General features: G+C 66.0%; 14 protein-coding genes. 12 read left to right on the top strand and 2 right to left on the bottom strand.

Going from position 1 to position 19,322, the window contains the following annotated elements; all coding sequences use genetic code 11:
• Positions 1-152 precede the first annotated feature (152 nt).
• The 8 genes from SR870_RS03395 (at position 153) to SR870_RS03430 (ending at position 11,700) form a co-directional block, all read left to right on the top strand.
• Positions 153-977, top strand: coding sequence for an AraC family transcriptional regulator (locus SR870_RS03395; RefSeq protein ID WP_322516642.1), 825 nt, complete (start codon positions 153-155; stop codon positions 975-977).
• 131 nt (positions 978-1,108) lie between these two features.
• Positions 1,109-1,975, top strand: a complete 867-nt coding sequence (locus SR870_RS03400) for a 3-keto-5-aminohexanoate cleavage protein (protein ID WP_322516643.1) — start codon at positions 1,109-1,111, stop codon at positions 1,973-1,975.
• A gap of 169 nt (positions 1,976-2,144) precedes the next feature.
• Positions 2,145-3,749: an AMP-binding protein gene (locus SR870_RS03405; RefSeq protein ID WP_322516644.1), complete on the top strand. Its 1,605-nt coding sequence runs from the start codon at positions 2,145-2,147 to the stop codon at positions 3,747-3,749.
• A 132-nt stretch (positions 3,750-3,881) separates the two neighbouring features.
• Positions 3,882-5,504 (top strand): acyl-CoA carboxylase subunit beta, encoded by a 1,623-nt coding sequence (locus tag SR870_RS03410; protein WP_322516645.1) that lies wholly within the window; start codon positions 3,882-3,884, stop codon positions 5,502-5,504.
• Positions 5,505-5,515: 11 nt separating this feature from the next.
• Complete coding sequence (locus SR870_RS03415) at positions 5,516-7,483, top strand: acetyl-CoA carboxylase biotin carboxylase subunit (RefSeq protein WP_322516646.1); 1,968 nt, start codon at positions 5,516-5,518, stop codon at positions 7,481-7,483.
• Positions 7,484-7,611: 128 nt separating this feature from the next.
• Positions 7,612-8,391 (top strand): enoyl-CoA hydratase/isomerase family protein, encoded by a 780-nt coding sequence (locus SR870_RS03420; RefSeq protein WP_322516647.1) that lies wholly within the window; start codon positions 7,612-7,614, stop codon positions 8,389-8,391.
• Between the two features lie 157 nt (positions 8,392-8,548).
• Positions 8,549-10,156 carry an AMP-binding protein gene (locus SR870_RS03425; RefSeq protein ID WP_322516648.1) on the top strand — a complete coding sequence of 536 codons (1,608 nt, stop codon included), beginning with the start codon at positions 8,549-8,551 and terminating at the stop codon, positions 10,154-10,156.
• Positions 10,157-10,260: 104 nt separating this feature from the next.
• The gene (locus tag SR870_RS03430; protein ID WP_322516649.1) at positions 10,261-11,700 is read left to right on the top strand and encodes a hypothetical protein; all 1,440 of its coding nucleotides are present in this window, start codon (positions 10,261-10,263) and stop codon (positions 11,698-11,700) included.
• 6 nt (positions 11,701-11,706) lie between these two features.
• Here SR870_RS03430 and SR870_RS03435 read toward each other — a convergent pair whose 3' ends face one another.
• Positions 11,707-12,969 (bottom strand): serine hydrolase domain-containing protein, encoded by a 1,263-nt coding sequence (locus tag SR870_RS03435; RefSeq protein ID WP_322516650.1) that lies wholly within the window; start codon positions 12,967-12,969, stop codon positions 11,707-11,709.
• Positions 12,970-13,230: 261 nt separating this feature from the next.
• On the opposite strand from SR870_RS03435, the gene SR870_RS03440 reads away from it, so the two are divergent.
• The 3 genes from SR870_RS03440 (at position 13,231) to SR870_RS03450 (ending at position 16,107) form a co-directional block, all read left to right on the top strand.
• The gene (locus tag SR870_RS03440) at positions 13,231-14,136 is read left to right on the top strand and encodes an intradiol ring-cleavage dioxygenase (protein ID WP_322516651.1); all 906 of its coding nucleotides are present in this window, start codon (positions 13,231-13,233) and stop codon (positions 14,134-14,136) included.
• Positions 14,137-14,151: 15 nt separating this feature from the next.
• Positions 14,152-14,997 carry an aldo/keto reductase gene (locus SR870_RS03445; protein ID WP_322516652.1) on the top strand — a complete coding sequence of 282 codons (846 nt, stop codon included), beginning with the start codon at positions 14,152-14,154 and terminating at the stop codon, positions 14,995-14,997.
• A gap of 162 nt (positions 14,998-15,159) precedes the next feature.
• Positions 15,160-16,107 carry a DMT family transporter gene (locus SR870_RS03450; RefSeq protein WP_416221122.1) on the top strand — a complete coding sequence of 316 codons (948 nt, stop codon included), beginning with the start codon at positions 15,160-15,162 and terminating at the stop codon, positions 16,105-16,107.
• 125 nt (positions 16,108-16,232) lie between these two features.
• Here the strand turns inward: SR870_RS03450 and SR870_RS03455 are convergent, their stop codons facing one another.
• Entirely contained in the window at positions 16,233-16,694 is a 462-nt protein-coding gene (locus SR870_RS03455; RefSeq protein WP_322516654.1) for an Lrp/AsnC family transcriptional regulator, read from the bottom strand.
• A 132-nt stretch (positions 16,695-16,826) separates the two neighbouring features.
• Here SR870_RS03455 and SR870_RS03460 point away from each other — a divergent pair, with 132 nt between their 5' ends.
• A complete protein-coding gene (locus tag SR870_RS03460) occupies positions 16,827-19,223 on the top strand; it encodes a transketolase (protein WP_322516655.1) in 2,397 nt (798 codons plus the stop codon).
• Positions 19,224-19,322: the final 99 nt, after the last annotated feature.

A 19,322-nucleotide genomic window follows, 5' to 3' on the forward strand; every position in this document is an offset into this window, starting at 1 on the left:
GATCTGCGGCCTGCGCCGCCGCTTACCGTCGTATTGTTCCGCGTCATCTCGCCCGGTGACAACACCGGGGTTTGTTGTATTGTTCGGGTCGCTCCGCAAGAGAGCCCTGCAGCGATGCGGCAGAAGGGCGTCGATCCGCCCCGGGAGGAACGATGAGCGACCACGAATGTCCGGATGCCGGACGCCTGATGCTGATCAGCCCTGAACGCGTTTTCTACGCCGGCCTGCTGGGCCGCCCGCGGCGGCGGAGCATCGGCGGCTTTTCCGTCTATGTTGCGCTGCAAGGGCAGTTGCGGCTGACGATCGAGGGTCAGGCGCTGCAGGCCGGCGCTATGGCTTTTGTGCCGCCTTACCTGACGCACAATGTCGAAAGCGACTGCCGTTCGGTGATCGCGCTGGTGATCGAGCCCGAGAGCGTGCTGACCGGGCCGATGGTGGCGCTCGGCGCGCGGATCGGCGGCGTCGGTTCGGCTGCGCTCGCCGACCGGGTCCGGCTGGCCTATCAAACGCTGGTCGCGACGGGACGCCGTGAGGGCTTCACCACGTCCGAATTCGACAATCTGTTCTTCGGCGAGACGCTGCCGGCGCGGAGGATCGACCGGCGCATCGCCTGCGCGATCGCGCGGCTCAACGACGTCTCGGGCGCAGCGGTGACCGCAGAGGATTGCGCCGCCGCAGCCAACCTGTCGCAGTCGCGCTTTCTGCATCTGTTCAAGGACGAGACCGGCGTGTCGTTCCGAGCGCTGCGGGCCTGGAAGCGGGCGCGGCACCTGCTGCACTTCGTCAATGCCGATATCAATCTCGCGCATCTGGCGCAGGACATCGGCTATCCGGATTCGACCCACTTCAGCCACTCGATCCGGCGCTTCTACGGGCTGCAGCCGCGCGCCATCTTTTCCGGTTCTCGCGATCTGGCGATCTGGCGCAGCGATCCGCATTCCGCCAGCATCGCAGAATTCCGGCAGGGGCGGCCTTAGCCGAAGACGTCGGTCCGACGACAGCGCGTGCACGCAAGAAGCGTCCGCGCGGCGCACGCATCATCCCGCCCGACATGATTATGCGCAACGCGATCCTCGCAGGCGCAGCATCGCCGGAAGGGCTATCTGGAATGAGCGACAAGGCCGTCATCACCTGCTCGCTGAACGGCGTGCTGACCGATCCGAAACAGCACCACGTGCCGGTGACACCGGAACAGATGGCCCGCGAAGCCAAGGCCGCCTACGACGCCGGCGCAGCGATCGTTCACATCCATCTGCGCGACCAGCGGCCCGACAAGGGCCACCTGCCGAGCTGGGACGTCGCGGTGTCGCGCGAGATCCAGCAGGCGATTCGCGAAGCCTGTCCCGGCGTCATCATCAACCACACCTCCGGCACCTCCGGGCCGCACTACGAAGGGCCGCTGGCCTGCATCCGCGAGACCCGGCCGGAAATCGCCGCCTGCAATGCCGGCTCGCTGAACTATCTGAAGGTCAAGTCCGACAACAGCTGGGCCTGGCCGCCGATGATGTTCGACAATTCGGTCGAGAAGATTCAGGACTTTCTCGCGGCGATGAAGGACGCCGGCACGATCCCCGAATTCGAATGCTTCGACGTCGGCATCGTCCGCTGCGTCGACATGTACGTTCAGACCGGGATGTACAGCGGCCCGCTCGAATACAACTTCGTGATGGGCGTCGCCTCCGGCATGCCGTCCGATCCCGAACTGCTGCCGATCCTGTTGAAGCTGAAGCGCCCCGAAGCGCATTGGCAGGTGACCGCGATCGGCCGCTCTGAAATCTGGCCGCTGCACCAGGCCTGCGCCGATCACGGTGGACATCTGCGCACCGGGCTCGAGGATACGTTCTATCTCGCCAATGGCGAGAAGGTGACGTCGAATGGCCAATTGATCGAGGAGATCGCGGGCTGCGCGCGCCGCGCAGGCCGCGAGATCGCGTCGCCGGACGAGGCGCGGAAGATTTTTGGCGTGCTGCACTAATCACGAGTCATTCCGGGGCGCGCGCAACGCGCGCGAACCCGGAATCCCGAGATGTTCTGCCTGTATCGAGATTCCGGGTTCGCCGCTGCGCGGCGCCCCGGAATGACAAACCGATAAGCACCACACATCAAGCAGCCATAAGAGCTGCCTCACACCGAGGGAGTGAATCATGACCAATCTCGAAGCCACCGGCGGCGTGCCGGGACCGGGCCGGATCGGCCGGGTTGCGATCGGCGATATCCTGCGCAAATCGGCGCTGCGCTTTCCCAAGCGGATCGCGCTGACCGAGGGCGCGCGCCAGGTGAGCTACACCGAGCTCGAACGCGACGCCAACCGCTTCGCGAACTACCTGGTGTCGCGCGGACTGAAGCCCGGCGACAAGATCTCGACGATCTGCAACAACTCGGTCGAATTCGTCAAAGCGCTGTTCGGCATTCACCGCGCCGGCCTGGTCTGGGTGCCGATCAACACCATGCTCGGCCCGGACGACATGAGCTACATCCTCGATCATGCCGGGGTGACGTTCGCGTTGATCGACGACAATCTGCACGGTCAGCCCGAGCGGCGCGCCGCGCTCGAACAGCGCGGCATCGCGCTGGTGGCGGTGGACCTCACCGGCAAGGCGAAGGACGCCGGGCTGGCGAGCTTCAACGAGCTGATCGAGGGGCAATCCGAGATCGAGCCGGAGGTCGCGTTCGACGATCGCGATCTGGCGATGATCATCTACACGTCGGGCACCACCTCGCGGCCGAAGGGCGCGATGCACTGCCACCTCGCGGTGACGATGGCGGTGATGAGCAACGCCATCGAAATGCATCTGTCGCGCGATGACGGCATCACCGGGCAATTCCCGCTGTTCCACTGCGCGGCGCATGTCGTGTTGCTGAGTTATCTCGCGGTCGGCGGCAAGATGGCGCTGATGCGCGGCTTCGATCCGGTCGCCTGCATGGAGGCGATCCAGCGCGACAAGCTCACCGTCTTCATCGGCCTGCCGCTGATGTATCAGGTGATCCTCGATCATCCGCGGCGGAAGGAATTCGACCTGTCGACGCTGCGCTGCTGCATCTACACCATGGCGCCGATGCCGCGGCCGCTGCTGGAGCGTGCGATCGCCGAGCTGTGTCCGAATTTCGTTCAGCCCTCGGGCCAGACCGAGATGTATCCGGCGACGACGATGTCGCAGCCGGACCGCCAGCTCGCGCGCTTCGGCAACTACTGGGGCGAGTCGACCATCGTCAACGAGACCGCGATCATGGACGACGCCGGCAATCTGCTGCCGCCGGGTGAAGTCGGCGAACTGGTGCACCGCGGCCCCAACGTCATGCTCGGCTACTACAAGGACCCCGAGGCCACCGAAGCGGCACGGAAATTCGGCTGGCACCACACCGGCGATCTGGCGCTGATCGACGCGCACGGCGAGGTGCTGTTCGTCGATCGCAAGAAGGACATGATCAAGTCCGGCGGCGAAAACGTCGCCTCGGTCAAGATCGAGGAGACGCTGCTGGCGCATCCGGCGGTGATGAACGCCGCGGTGGTCGGCCTGCCGCATCCGCAATGGGGCGAGGCGGTGTCCGGCTTCGTCAAGCTCAAGCCGGGGGCGCAGGCGACCGAGACCGAGATCATCGAGCACTGCCGCAAGACGCTCGGCGGCTTCCAGGTGCCGAAGCTGGTGCGGATCGTCGACGAGATGCCGATGACCGCCACCGGCAAGCTGCGCAAGGTCGAGCTGCGCAACGCGTTCACCGATCACTTCATGCTCGGGCAGACGGGGTGAGCACCGTCATTCCGGGGCACGCCGCCGCGCGGCGTGAACCCGGAATCCCGACGTTCAGGGCACTTCGGGATTCCGGGTTCGCGAACTGCGTTCGCGCCCCGGAATGACGGAAAAATACTTAGGGAAGCGCGAATGGCAATCATCGAATCCACCGTTGCGCCGGGGAGCGAAGGCTTCAAGGGCAACCGCGACGGCATGTTGGCAATGATCGAGCGGATGCGGATGCTGGAGGATCGCGCACGGATCGCGTCCGCGGCCTCCGCCGAACGTTTCCACAAGCGCGGGCAATTGCTGCCGCGAGAACGCGTCGCGCTGGTGCTCGATCCCGGCGCGCCGTTCATCGAACTCTCGACGCTCGCGGGCTACATGTTCGATACGGCGAATGCCGACAAGAGCGTGCCGGGCGGCGGTGTGATCGGCGGCATCGGCTACGTCGCCGGCATCCGATGCATGATCAGCGCCAATGATTCCGGCATCGATGCCGGCGCGCTGCAGCCCTACGGACTCGACAAGACGCTGCGCATCCAGGAACTGGCGCTGGAGAACAAGCTGCCGTTCGTGCAACTGGTCGAAAGCGCCGGCGCCAACCTGCTGCGCTACCGGGTCGAGGATTTCGTTCGCGGCGGCAACATCTTCCGCAACCTCGCGCGGCTGTCCGCCGCCGGCCTGCCGGTGGTGACTGTGACGCACGGCTCGTCGACCGCCGGCGGCGCATATCAGACCGGCCTGTCCGACTACATCGTGATGGTGCGCGGCCGGACACGGGCATTCCTCGCCGGGCCGCCGTTGCTCAAGGCGGCCACCGGCGAAATCGCGACCGAGGAGGAGCTCGGCGGCGCCGAGATGCATACGTCGGTGTCGGGGCTCGGCGATTATCTCGCCGAGGACGACCGCGACGCGCTGCGGATCGCGCGCGACATCATGGCCGGCCTGCCGTGGGATCGTTCGGGGCCGGGGCCCGACCCCGCGTCGTATCATCCTCCGCTGCATGATCCGGAAGAACTGCTCGGCATCATGCCGATGGATCACAAGCGGCCTGTCGATATGCGCCAGGTGATCGCGCGGATCGTCGACGATTCCGATTTCACCGAGATGTCGCCCAACTACGGGCCTGCGACGGTCGTCGGCCACGCCAAGATCGTCGGCCAGCCGATCGGCATCATCACCAACAACGGCCCGCTCGATCCGGCCGGCGCCAACAAGGCGACGCACTTCATCCAGGCGTGTTGCCAGTCGCGCACGCCGATCCTGTATCTCAACAACACCACCGGCTACATCGTCGGCAAGGCCTATGAGGAAGCCGGCATGATCAAGCACGGCTCGAAGATGATCCAGGCGGTGACTTCGGCGTCCGTGCCGCAGATCACGATCTATTGCGGCGCCTCGTTCGGCGCCGGCAATTACGGCATGTGCGGCCGCGGCTTCCATCCGCGGTTCTGCTTCTCGTGGCCGAACGCCAAGACCGCGGTGATGGGCGGCGAGCAGGCGGCCGAGACCATGGCGATCGTCGCCGAGGCCGGTGCTGCGCGGAAGGGCGTGCCGGTCGATCGCGAGAAGCTCGACCAGATGAAGGCCGGCATCACTGCCGTGTTCAACGGCCAGATGGACGTGTTCGCGACATCGGCGCGGATGCTCGACGACGGCGTGATCGATCCGCGCGACACACGCGCGGTGCTGGCCGAGGTGCTGGCGATCTGCCGCGAGAGCGAGGCGCGGGAGCCTCAGCGCATGCAATTCGCGGTGTCCCGGGCATGAACGCGACGCGCATGTTGAAACTCACTCCTTATTCGAAAATCCTGATCGCCAACCGTGGCGAAATCGCCCTGCGGGTGATGCGGACCGCGCGCCGCATGGGCTACGGCGTCGTCGCTGTGTATTCCACCGCCGACGCCGATGCCGCGCATGTGCGCGAGGCCGACGAAGCAGTGGCGATCGGCGGCGCCCAGCCGTCGCAATCCTATCTCAACATCCCGGTGCTGATCGAAGCCGCCAAGATCGCCGGCGCCGATGCGGTGCATCCGGGCTATGGCTTCCTCGCGGAGAACGAGGATTTCGCCGCGGCCTGCCGCGACGCCGGCCTCGTCTTCATCGGCCCGTCGGCGGAATCGATCGCGTCGATGGGCAACAAGGCGGGCGCCAAGGAGATCATGCTGAAGGCCGGCGTGCCGTGCGTGCCGGGCTATCAGGGCGCCGACCAGAGCGACGCGGCGATGATCGCGGAAGCTGACAAGATCGGCTTCCCGGTGATGATCAAGGCGGTCGCCGGCGGCGGCGGCCGCGGCATGCGGCTGGTCCAGGATGCGGCGGCTTTGCCCGATGCGCTGCGCAGCGCGCGCTCCGAGGCGCAGAGTGCGTTCGGCGATCCGACCGTGATTCTCGAGCGCGCGATCGTCGATCCGTGCCACATCGAAATTCAGGTGTTCGGCGATCGCTACGGCCACGCAATCCATCTCGGCGAGCGCGACTGCTCGGTGCAGCGTCGTCATCAGAAATTGATCGAGGAGGCGCCGTCGCCGGCCGTCTCGGAAGCGCTGCGCGAGCAGATGGGAACCGTCGCGGTCAATGCGGTGAAGGCGATCGGCTACGAGGGCGCGGGCACGCTGGAATTCCTGCTCGACGCGCAGGGCAATTTCTACTTCATGGAAATGAACACGCGACTGCAGGTCGAACATCCAGTGACCGAGGCAATCACCGGGCTCGATCTGGTCGAACTGCAATTGCGGATCGCGGCAGGCGAGCCGCTGCCGCTGCGCCAGGACGACGTCAAATTCAGTGGCCACGCCATCGAGGTGCGGTTGTGCTCTGAAGATGCTGATCGGGACTTCATGCCGCAATCCGGCAGGATGGCGCTGTGGCGGATGCCGGGCGAGCTGCGCGTCGAGCACGCGCTGCAATCGGGCGCGGAGATTCCGCCATACTACGACTCGATGATCGCCAAGATCATCGCGACCGGAGCCAGCCGCGACGAGGCGCGGCGCAGGCTGATCCACGGCCTCGACACCACCTTCGCGTTCGGCGTCACCACCAATCGAGGCTTCCTCGCCGCCTGCCTGCGGCACGACGCGTTCGCGCGCGGCGAGGCGACGACGGCGTTCATCGCGCAGCATCGCGACGCGCTGACGCGGGCATTGCCCGACGACGCCGTCCCGGCCGCCGCGGTGGCGGCGCTGCTGCTCTACGTCACCGACCGGCACGCGCCGCCGCATCGGCCGGGGCGCTCGCTCGCGGCCGTGTTCCCCACGCTGCTGCGGTTCGATCTCGACGGCGCGCCGCAGACCTGCGAAGTGGTGCGTGAGCGCGACGGGAGCTATCGTGTGCGCCATGACGGTCGCGCGACGTCGTTCACGATCGAGCACCTCGCCGCCGACGGCATCCGCTTCCAGGCTGGGGACTTCAGTGAATCCGCAGTGTATCACCGCGACGGCGACCGGCTGTTCGTGCAGCGGCTCGGCGTCGGCAACACCATCGTCGATCTCACGCGCGCGGCGCCGCAGCGCGCGGCGGCTGGAGGCGGCGACGGCAAACTGAGAGCTGCGCTCAACGGCCGTGTCGTCGCGGTGCTGGTCAAATCCGGCGATTCCGTCGAGGCCGGTCAGCCGGTCCTGACGCTGGAGGCGATGAAGATGGAACACGTGCATCTGGCGCCGGCGTCGGGCATCATCGCGATCGACGTCGCCGAGGGCGAGCAGGTGACCACAGGCCGCATCGTCGCCGAGATTGAAGCAACGTCTTGAGCTTCGAGCACAGAGCATGCCCCGTCATTGCGCGCGAAGCGAAGCAATCCAGCAGCACGGTGCGCTGAGCTGGAGTGCTTCGTCGGCTTCGCCTCCTCGCAATGACGAAACTTGAGGATAGACCGACCATGAGCAACGACGCCGTGATCATCGACAAGCGCGACCAGGCGCTGTGGATCACCATCAACCGTCCCGATAAGCGCAATGCCATCAATGCCGGCGTGGTCGAGGGCATCACGAGCGGCTGGAAGCAGGCGCACGAGGATCCGTCGGTGCGCGTGATCGTGCTGACCGGCGCCGGCGACAAGGCGTTCTGCGCCGGCGCCGATCTGCAGTCGACCGGCGCGGCATTCTCGTTCGACTTCTCCAAGCCGAATGTCGACTACGCCGATCTGCTGCGGCTGGCGCAGAATGCGACCAAGCCATCGATCGCCCGCATCAACGGCACCTGCATGGCCGGCGGCATGGGCCTGTTGTGCATGACCGACATGGCGGTCGCTGCCGACAACGTCGTGTTCGGCCTGCCGGAGGTCAAGGTCGGCGTGTTTCCGATGCAGGTGATGAGCCTGCTGCAGGACATCGCGCCGCGCCGGCTGATCGCCGAATGGGCGCTGACCGGGGAGCCGTTCGATGCGCAGGCTGCGCGCGACGCGGGCCTGCTGAACTACGTCGTGCCCGGCGCCGAGCTCGACGCCAAGGTCGATTGGCTGGTCAAACGTCTGACCGACAAATCGCCCACAGCGATTCGCCGCGGCAAATACGCGATGCGCGCAATCGCCGCGATGTCGTTCGACGAGAGCATCGCCTACACCGAAAGCCAGATCGCGCTGCTGGCGATGACCGAGGACGCCAAAGAGGGCCTGAAGGCGTTCGCCGAGAAGCGCAAGCCGGTGTGGCCGGGGAAGTGAAGAGGCATAGCACTGTCTCTCTTTTGTCATTCCGGGGCGCTGCGCAACCTCTTCAGAGTCATTCCGGGGCGCTTGCTCAGCAAGCGAACCCGGAATCCCGAGGTTGTAGCGCCGAGATTCCGGGTTCGCTCACTTCGTGAGCGCCCTGGAATGACGCATGGATAGGTTGGTGACCGAACAGCCACGCCGCACCAAGCGGCGGGCGCGAGGCGAGGGAGGAACGACGATGCTGGCATCCGAGATGATACGGCGCGGTGCGGTGTATCACGGCCCGAAGACGGCGGTGATGTTCGGCGACCAGCGCATGACCTTCACTGAGGTCGATCTGCTGTCGAACCGGATCGCCAACGTGTTCATCGATACGTTCAAGCTCGACGTCGGCAGCCGGGTCGGCATGCTGCTGAACAACTCGATCTACACGCTGCCGATCGATTTCGGTTTCGTCAAATCGCGGCTGTCGCGGGTGCCGCTGAATTCGCGGCTGTCGCTGGTCGAGCAGCAGCAGATGCTGGAAGGCGCCGGGGTCTCGATCCTGATCCACGGCACCGACCTGACCGACCGCGCCCGCGAGCTGGCGCAGGCGATGCAGGGCCTGAAGCTGATCAGCATCGGCGGCCCGGATGCGGACGATCTGCTGCAGCTCGCGCAGGCGCAGCCCGATACGCCGCCGGCGCGGCGCTGCGAGCCGGACGACATCGTCATCACCATCTTCACCTCCGGCACCACCGGCAAATTGAAAGCGGTGGAGCACACCCAGGCGAGCTGGGCGGCGATGGCCACCAACGTGCTGATCAACATGGAGGTCGGCGAGGGCGACGTGATGCTGCACGCCGCCTCGATGATCCACGCCTCGGGCTGCTTCATCGTGCCGTATTGGCTGCGCGGCGGCGTCGCCGCGGTGCTGCCGGGGTTCACGCCTGCGAGCTATCTCGACGCGGTCGAGCGCTGGAAGCCGACCGCGCTCAATCTGGTGCCGACCATGATCGGCATGCTGCTCGACCATCCCGGCATCGAGCAGGCGGATTTCTCGTCGGTCAAGAGCATCATCTATGGCGCCTCGCCGATGCCGCGGCCGGTGATGCAGCGGGCGCTGAAGCTGTGGGGGCCGCGGTTCGCGCAATACTACGGCCAGTCCGAAGCGCCGATCTTCATCACCCACCTGACCAAGCAGGATCACGTCGGTCCGAACGCCGAGCAGCGGCTCGGCTCCTGCGGCCGGCCGTCGATCGATTGCGAGATCAAGCTGGTGGACGAAGCGGGCGAGGAGGTCGCGCCGGGCGAAGCCGGCGAGATCGCGCTGCGTACGCCGTTCGCGATGAAGGGCTACTACAACGCGCCCGAGCTGAACGCGCAGATGTTCCTGCCCGGCGGATGGCTGCGCACCCGCGACGTCGGGCGGTTCGACGCCGACGGCTATCTGTATCTGGTCGACCGCACCTCCGACATGATCGTCTCCGGCGGCTACAACGTCTATCCGCGCGAGGTGGAGGACGCACTCGCCGCGCATCCGGCGGTGCGCGAGGTGGTGGTGGTCGGGCTGCCCGACGACAAATGGGGCGAGAGCGTCGCCGCCTTCGTGGCGCTGCGTCAGGGCGCCAGCGCCGAGGAGGTCGAGCTGATCGCGTTCGCGCGCGAGCGGGTGGCAAGCTACAAGGTGCCGAAGCAGGTGCGCTTCATCGACGAGGTGCCGAAGAGCCCGGTGGGCAAGCTACTGCGCCGCGCGGTGCGCGATCCGTTCTGGCAGGGGCGGGATCGGAAGATCTGATCGCGCCCCCGGATCGTAAACGGCCCGTTAACCGAAATTTATCGGCGCGCAGGGCCTAATCGCCGATCCTCGGTGATGGCGAGTTGCGGGTGACGATTCAGGCGATGCGTTCGGCCGAGACGGCCGAGTTCAAGGGCGGCGTGCTGCCGCTGCTGGTCGGCGGCGGCGCGCTGGTGTACCTGCTCGCGATCGGCGACTCGTTCCTGCAGGATTCCGACACGTTCTGGCAGATCGAAACCGGACGCTGGATCCTCGCGCACGGCGCGGTTCCGACCACCGACCTGTTTTCGTTCACCAAGTCCGGCGCGCCGTGGATGTCGTCGTCCTGGCTGGCGCAAGTCATCTTCGCGCTCGCGATGCAGGCCGGCTGGGTGGGCCCGGTGATCGTGACGGCCTTCGCCGCGGCATCGGCCTTTGCACTGTTCGCCGCCTATCTCGAGCGCTACGCGTCGGCTTTGATGACCACGGGGCTGACGATGCTTGCGGTGACGCTGACGGTCCCGCATCTGTTGGCGCGGCCGCATGTGCTGGCGCTGCCGTTGATGGTCGGATGGTTCATCGGGCTGATCGATGCGGCCGATCGCAAGGCGGCGCCACGATGGGCGCTGCTGATTGTGATCGCGCTTTGGGCGAACCTCCACGGAGGCTTCGGGCTGGGCCTCCTGCTGATCGGGCCGGCGGCGCTGGAAGCGTTGCGGCAGGCGGCGCCTGCGCAGCGTCTGCCGCTGGCATTGCGCTGGGGCGCATTCGGTGTGGCGGCGCTGGCGAGTTGCTGTGCCACCCCCTATGGCTGGAACACGCTGATAGCGGCCACCAAGATCCTCAGCCTCGGCGAGGTGCTGACGACCCTGGGCGAATGGGCGCCGCCGGACTTCAGCCGTTTCGGTCCGTTCGAAGCGAGTATCCTGGCGCTGCTCGGCGTCGCGCTGTGGCGCGGGTTGACGCTGCCGTGGCCGCGGCTGCTGCTGGTGCTCGGGCTGTTGCACATGGCCCTCGCTCATGTCCGCAGCATCGAGAGCTTCGCTTTGCTGGTGCCGCTGGCGCTGGCGCGGCCATGGGCCGAGCAGTTCGCGCCGCGCCCGGCTCCGCTGCCGGTTGCGAAACGCGAGTTCGTGCTGCCGGGCTGGGCTGCGGTCGCCGCTGTGGTTGCGATCATCGGCACGACCATCGTCGTCGCACCGCGGCTGACCTATCAGTTCGTCGCAACCCAGATGCCGGAACAGGCGCTGGCCGCGGCGCAACGGAACGGCGCCGAACGTATTCTCAACGGCTACGAGTTCGGCGGTTATCTGATCTCGCGTCACGTCCCGGTGTTCATCGACGGCCGCGCCGAATTGTACGGCGAGGCGATGGTGATGGACATGTTCCGCGCGGTCGCGGGCCGCGACACGGCCGCGCTCGATCGCTTCATCGCGACTTACGATATCGATGCGACGCTGTTGCCGGCGCAGGCACCGATCGTCGGCTTGATGGACCGACGCGCCGGCTGGCATCGCGCCTATGCCGACGACGTCGCCGTCGTGCATCTGCGCGATCGGCAGTGACCGCGCTCAGAGATTGCTCTCGGTGATGGCGCCATAGACCAGCGCGCGCAGCTCGCGGCGGATCGGATAGCTGCTCGACGGCAGCAATTGCGTCATGAAGATCGTGATCAGGTCCTCGGCCGGGTCGATCCAGAACGCCGTCGAGGCGGCGCCGCCCCAATAATATTCGCCGATGCTGCCCGGCAGCAGCGTCAGGGCCGGGTTCATGTTCACCGCGAAGCCGAGACCGAAGCCGATGCCGGCGTTGGTCGCCTCGCTGAACATCGAGCGCGACATCTCCGTGAGGTCGCGGTTGCCGGGCAGGTGATTGGTGGTCATCAGCGCCAGCGTTTTCGGCCCGATCAGGCGCACGCCGTCGAGTTCGCCGCCGTTCAGCAGCGCACGGCAGAATTTGAGATAGTCCGCGGTGGTCGAGACCAGCCCGCCGCCGCCGGAGATCAGGTCGGGCGGTGCGAGGAAACTGCTGGTCTCGGGGTCGTCCTGCAGCGTCATGCCGCCCTTGCCGTCGGCGGAGTAGCAGGCGGCGAGGCGGTGCGCCTTCGCGGCCGGCACATGGAAATCGGTGTCGGTCATGCCCAGCGGATCGAGAATGCGCTGCTTGACGAACTGCTCGAACGGCATGCCGCTGATCTTCTGCACGATATAGCCGACCACGTCGGTCGAAACCGAGTAGTTCCAGGCTTCGCCGGGAGAGAACTCCAGCGGAATTCGCGCGAGATCGGCGATCCAGGATTCAAGCGTGCCGGCCTTCTCGAACGCGCCGATGCCCTTGTCGCGATAGGCGGCGTCGATATTGGTGCGGTTCTGGAAGCCGTAAGTCAGGCCGGACGTGTGCCGCAGCAGATCGACGATCTGCATCGGTCGCGCCGGCGGCTTCGTCAGAAACAGAGGCGCGATGCCGGCTTGAAACACGCCGAGATTGGCCCATTCCGGAATATACTTGGCCACCGCGTCGTCGAGCGCGATCCGACCTTCCTCGAACAGCATCATCAGCGCCACCGAGGTGATCGGTTTGGTCATCGAATAGATGCGGAAGATGGTGTCGTCCTTGATCGGTACCTGGCGTTCACGGTCGGCGTGGCCGAGCGACGACTGGTGGACGATCCGGCCGCGGCGATAGACCAGCGTCTGGGCGCCGGCGAATTTGCCGGGATCGACATAGACCCGCTTCAGATGATCGTCGATCCGCGTCAGCGCCGCCTCCGACATGCCGGCGTCGGCGGTTGCCCCGATCGCGGGAGCGCGTGACTTCTGGGCTTGGTGCGGCATTCGACACTCCATCACTGCGGGGCGATATCCAGTTTGCGGACCGTCGCGTCGCGACTTGCCGCGCGGTTCCACGAATCTGGTAACCGAAAAGTCGCCAGCGTTCTATCGTGGCCTGCGGGTTCGGCGGTGAGTCTGTGCGATTTTGAGCACACGATCCAGCCCCCCGGCAAGGACGGTCCGCGCAGACCGGCCTGCAAGGGGCGCGCTTATCACTTGGGAAGGCCTGATGTAGCTTTCGCCGTCGCCAACCGGGATTGGAATATGCCAACATTCGACGAAACTGAACTGACCGAAGCGGTCGTCGCAAGCTTCGATGAGACGCCTGATCCGCGGCTCAAGCATCTGATGCGCGAATTGGTCCGTTCGCTGCACGATTATGTCCGCCGCACAGGTCTGACCTTCGAGGAGTGGCAGAAGACGATCGATTTTCTCACCCGCACCGGGCAGAAATGCACCCCGAGCCGGCAGGAGTTCATTCTGCTGTCGGACGTGCTCGGCGTCTCGATGCTGGTCGATGCGGTCAATCATCGCGAGCGCGACGGCGCCACGGAGACGACCGTGCTCGGCCCGTTTTACGTCGGCGATCACAGACCGATGCCGCACGGCGCCGACATTTCGGAAGGTGTCGAGGGAGAACGTATGTTCGTCCAGACCCGTGTCGTCGATCTTGCCGGCAATCCGCTCGCTGATGTGCCGGTCGATGTCTGGCACGCGGATGACGACGGATTCTATGATTCGCAGAAGCCGTCCTACGCGCAGCACGGCCCGTCATTGCGCGCCCGGTTCGTCACCGACGACGACGGGCGGATCGCGTTCCGCACCATTCTGCCGTGCAGCTATCCGATCCCGATCGATGGTCCGGTCGGCGAATTGATCCTCGCGTCGCAGCGGCATCCGATGCGGCCGGCGCACGTGCATTTTCTGGTGAATGCGCCCGGCTACGAGCCGCTGGTCACGCACGTGTTCGTCGAGGGCGACAAATATCTCGAAAGCGACGCCGTTTTCGGCGTCAAGGACGACCTGATTTCGACCATTGAATTGCGCAACGATGCGGTGATGCCCGACGGGGGCGCGGCGTCGGGGCCGTGGCATTTGATGACCTATCAATTCCGGTTGAAGCCGGGCAGGGGCGCGGCGCCGAAGCCGATGATGGCGGCGGCGGAATGAGAGCGGGAGTTCGCAATGAGCGGGGACGTGCGCAGATTCGGCCGGGGCGGGCCGGAGATCGCGCCGATCGGACAGGGCACCTGGTATATCGACCGGGGTGACCGGACGGCGGCGATCGCCGCGCTGCGGCGCGGCCTCGATCTCGGCATGACGCATATCGACACCGCCGAGATGTATGGCGACGCCGAGCCGCTGGTAGCGGAGGCGATCGAGGGCCGGCGCGACGAGGTGTTCCTCGTCTCCAAGGTGCTGCCCAGCAATGCCTCGCGGCGCGGCACCGTCGCCGCCTGCGAGCGCTCGCTGAAGCGGCTGAAGACCGGCCGGCTCGACTGCTATCTGCTGCATTGGCGCGGGCAATTTCGGCTGGCGGAAACCGTGGCCGCGTTCGAGGAACTGGCCGCCGCCGGCAAGATCCGGTCCTGGGGCGTGAGCAATTTCGATGTCGGCGATCTGTGGGAACTGCTGAAGGTCGCGGGGCCGGGCAAGATCGCCTGCAATCAGGTGCTGTACCATCTTCGCGAACGCGCGATCGAGCACGCGGTGATCCCGTGGTGCGAGGCCCACGGCGTCGCCGTCACCGCTTATTCACCGTTCGGTCATGACGAGTTTCCCGGGCCGCGCAGCCCGGAAGGGCGGCTGCTGCAATCGATTGCCGACCTGCATGGCGCGACGCCGCGCCAGGTGGCGCTGGCCTTCCTGATCCGGTGGCCATCGCTGTTCGCGATCCCGAAGGCCGCCGATCCGGCGCATGCGGCCGACAACGCCGCAGCCGGGTCGCTGCGGCTCTCCGAAGACGAGATCGCCGCGATCGACCGGGCCTTTCCCCGCGGGCCGGAGCCTGCCAGCCTCCCGATGCTGTAGGGGAGCCGTTGCGGCCGGAGCCGGCGCGTCGTCGCGTGCATAGCCGCGTCCTGATTTCCGCGCTTGTGCGGCGGCTACGAACATCGTTTTGTCCGATTGTTACTTGATTGGTCCGCGGCGAGCCGACCGCCCGTTTTCCCTTTTCATTGCCCTGCTGGATCCGTGACCCTCACCTTGCCATCCGCGAACGATGCAACCCGTCGCCTGACCGCGCGCCATGCCGACCATCCCTTGCGCGGCATCGCGCTGATCGTCGCCTCGACGGTGTTTCTCGCCTGCTCGGATACGATGGCGAAATATCTCGGGCGCACGCTGCCGCCGATCGAGATCGGCTGGATCCGCTTCCTGGTGTTTTTACTGATCATGCTGCCGGTGATGCTGTCGTCGTCCGCGTCGCCGCTGCGCTCGGCGCGGCCCAAACTGCAGGTGCTGCGCGCGCTGGCGCTGGTCGCGTCGTCGGTGCTGTTCATTACCGGATTGCAATTCCTGCCGATCGCCGAGGCGTCGGCGACGTCGTTCGTCGCGCCGCTGTTCGTCACGGCGCTGTCGATCGTGTTGCTCGGGGAGGCGATCGGCGTCAGGCGCTGGGCGGCGACCGCGGTCGGATTGATCGGCGTCTTGATTGTGATCCGACCGGGCTCGGCGGCGTTCAACGCGGCCGTGATGTTTCCGATCCTCTCGGCGCTGAGCTGGGCGCTCACCCTGATCCTGACCCGGATGATCAGCGGCGCCGACCGCGCCGTCGTCACCATGACGTTTTCGGCGGTGGTCGGCTTCGTCGCGCTCAGCGCGATGGTGCCGTTCGTCTGGGTGACGCCGAGCTGGCACGACATTCTGATCGGGGTGCTGGTCGGCCTCGCCTCGACGATGGGACAGTGGATCGTGGTGCTGGCCTATCGCTACGCCGACGCCTCGGTGCTGGCGCCGTTCACCTACAGCCAGTTGGTCTGGGTGACGTTTCTCGGCTTCGGCATGTTCGGCGAAATTCCCGACCTGTGGACCTTCGTCGGCGCCGCCGTGATCATCGCCAGCGGCCTCTACACCGCGCATCGCGAGCGGCTCCGCCGCAAGCAGCCGCCGGTGCCGGCCGAACCCAGCCCGAATCCGTGAGGCCGGGGGAACGAAGCGCTATGGATCCGTCATTGCGAGCGAAGCGAAGCAATCCAGAGGCTTAGTGCTCGGCGCTGGATTGCTTCGTCGCTTTGCTCCTCGCAATGACGCAGAGACAGTGCGCCTTACACCGGCAGCGCGATCGAGTACTTCACCTGACTGAGCGCGAAACTCGATTCGATCGAGGCGATGCCGTCGAGCCTGGTCAGCTTGGTCTTCAGGAACGTCTCATAGGCGGCGAGATCGGCCGCGACCACGCGCAGCAGATAGTCGCGGTTGCCGGTCATCAGATAGCATTCCAGCACCTCGTCCCACTTCGAGATCGCCCGCGCGAAGCGGGCGAGGTCTTCTTCCTTCTGCCTTGTCAGCTTGATCGAAATGAACACGCTGACATGTAGTCCGATCGCCTTCTGGTCGACCTGCGCGGTGTAGCGCGTGATCACGCCACGGCGCTCCAACAGTTTCACGCGGCGGTGGCACGGCGACACCGACAGCCCGACCTGGTCGGCCAGTTCCTGCATGGTGATGCGGCCGTCCGCCTGCAGGCTGGCGAGAATCTTGCGGTCGATCGTGTCGAGGTCGGACATTGGAATGAAATCGCCGTCTGGAGATCGGAATTGGCAGGATATCCTAATTCGGCCGGCGTTGTCGCCGGGATTTGAGAAGTCCCGCTCGGCGATTCGTCGTAAATTCGGCGGATCGAACATCGGGTGATCGCCATGCCGCAGAGCCGACTACGTCTCGATATGCTGACTGCGCTGTCGCGCAAGGTGCTGTGGCTGTCGACCTGGACGATCCATCACGCCAACCACATCCGCCCCAATGCCGACGGGCTGAAGGTCGGCGGTCACCAGGCGTCGTCCGCCTCGCTCGCGACCATCATGTCGGCGCTGTATTTTTCGGTGCTAAGGCCGGAGGATCGCGTCGCGGTGAAGCCGCATGCCAGCCCGATTTTTCACGCGATCCAGTATCTGTTCGGCCGGCAGAGCCGCGAACGGCTGGAGAATTTCCGCGGCTTCAAGGGCGCGCAGTCCTATCCGTCGCGTACCAAGGACGCCGACGACGTCGATTTCTCCACCGGCTCGGTCGGCCTCGGCGTGGCGCAGACGCTGTTCTCGTCGCTGGTCCAGGACTACGTCACCGCGCATGGCTGGATGAAGGATCGCCGCGAGGGCCGGATGATCGCGCTGGTCGGCGACGCCGAAATGGACGAGGGCAACATCTTCGAGGCGCTGCTGGAAGGCTGGAAGCACGGCCTGCGCAACACCTGGTGGGTGGTCGACTACAACCGGCAGAGCCTCGACGCCGTGGTGCGCGAAGGGCTGTGGGAGAAGTTCGAGTCGATGTTCCGCAATTTCGGCTGGGACGTCGTCATCTTGAAGTACGGCCGGCTGATGCGGCAGGCCTTCGCCGAGCCCGGCGGCGAGGCGCTGCGCAACTGGATCGACAACTGCCCGAACCAGATGTACGCGGCTTTGTGCTTTCAGGGCGGCGCGGCGTTCCGCAGGCGGCTGCACGACGAGATCGGCGATCAGGCCGAGGTGTCGCGGCTGATCGATGCGCGTAGCGACGACGAGTTGCTGGCGCTGATGTCCAATCTCGGCGGCCACGACATGGCCAGCATGCTGGATGCGTTCGAGTCCATCGACCACGATCGCCCGGTGTGCTTCATCGCCTACACCATCAAGGGCGTCGGACTGCCGTTCCAGGGCCACAAGGACAACCACGCCGGCCTGATGACGCCGGCGCAGATCGAGACCTATCGGACGGCGCAGAACATCCGCCCAGGCCACGAATGGGACCGGTTCGAGGGGTTGACGCAGGACGAAGCGGCGCTGGACGCGTTTCTGAAGGCGGCGCCGATCAATGCCGGCGGCGAGCGGCGGCTGAGCGCGCCGGTGATCGAGGTGCCGAAACAACTCGTGTTCAAGCCGGCGCCGGAGATGTCGACCCAGCAGGGGTTTGGCCTGATCCTCAACGAACTGGCGCGCGGCGACAGCGATCTGGCGGCGCGCATCGTTACGGCGTCGCCGGACGTCACCGTCTCGACCAATCTCGGCGCCTGGGTCAATCGCCGTGGTCTGTTCGCGCGCGCCGAGAAGGCCGATCTGTTCCGCAGCGAGAAGATCCCGACGACGTTCAACTGGGACTTCTCGCCGAAGGGGCAGCACATCGAACTCGGTATCGCCGAGATGAACCTGTTCATCCTGATGTCGGCGCTCGGGCTGTCGCACGGCATCAACGGCGAGCGGCTGCTGCCGATCGCGACGCTGTACGACCCGTTCATCCAGCGCGGCCTCGATGCCTTGAACTACGCGTGCTATCAGGATGCCCGCTTCATGGTGGCGGCGACGCCGTCCGGCATCACGCTGGCGCCGGAGGGCGGCGCGCATCAATCGATCGCGACGCCGCTGATCGGGATCGCGCAGGATGGTCTTGCATCGTTTGAGCCAGCTTTCGTCGACGAGCTCGCCGCGATCATGCGCTGGGGCTTCGAGCACATGCAGCGCGACGACGTCGAGGGCGGGGATGCCGGAAGCGGTATGCGCGCCGGTGGCTCGGTGTATCTGCGTCTGTCGACGCGAACGATCGAGCAGCCGCAGCGGATGATGACCCCCGACTTGCAGAAAGCGATCGTCGACGGCGCCTACTGGCTGCGCAAGCCGGGGCCGAATTGCGAACTGGTGATTGCCACCACCGGTGCGGTCGCGCCGGAGGCGATCGCGGCGGTCGGACTGCTGGGCGACAGCCGCCGCGATGTCGGGTTGTTGGCGATCACCTCCGCCGACCGGTTGCATGCTGGCTGGACCGCCGCTCGACGGTTGCGTCGGGCCCGTCGCGGGTCGCGCCATGCGAGCCATATCGAGACGTTGCTCGCGCCGTTGCCGCGGAGCTGCGGCATCGTCACGGTGCTGGACGGCCATCCGGCGGCGCTGGGCTGGATCGGTGCCGTCTGCGGCCATCGTATGGAAGCGCTGGGCGTCGAACATTTCGGCCAGACCGGCAGCATTCCCGACCTGTATCGGCACTACGACATCGATGCCAACGCGATCATCGATGCCGCCGAGAGCCTGGTCGCCGGCGCGCCCGTGCGCCACCGGACGATGGCGGTGTAGGTTTCAGCGCCGTTGATGGTGAATAAGATTTTGAATTCACACAGTGAATCGGCGCGTCGACCTGGCTTGCGGGGCTCGCATCCGGGCTGTCTTTTCGAA

The sequence above is a fragment of the Rhodopseudomonas palustris genome (genome assembly GCF_034479375.1).
Classification (GTDB): domain Bacteria; phylum Pseudomonadota; class Alphaproteobacteria; order Rhizobiales; family Xanthobacteraceae; genus Rhodopseudomonas; species Rhodopseudomonas palustris_M.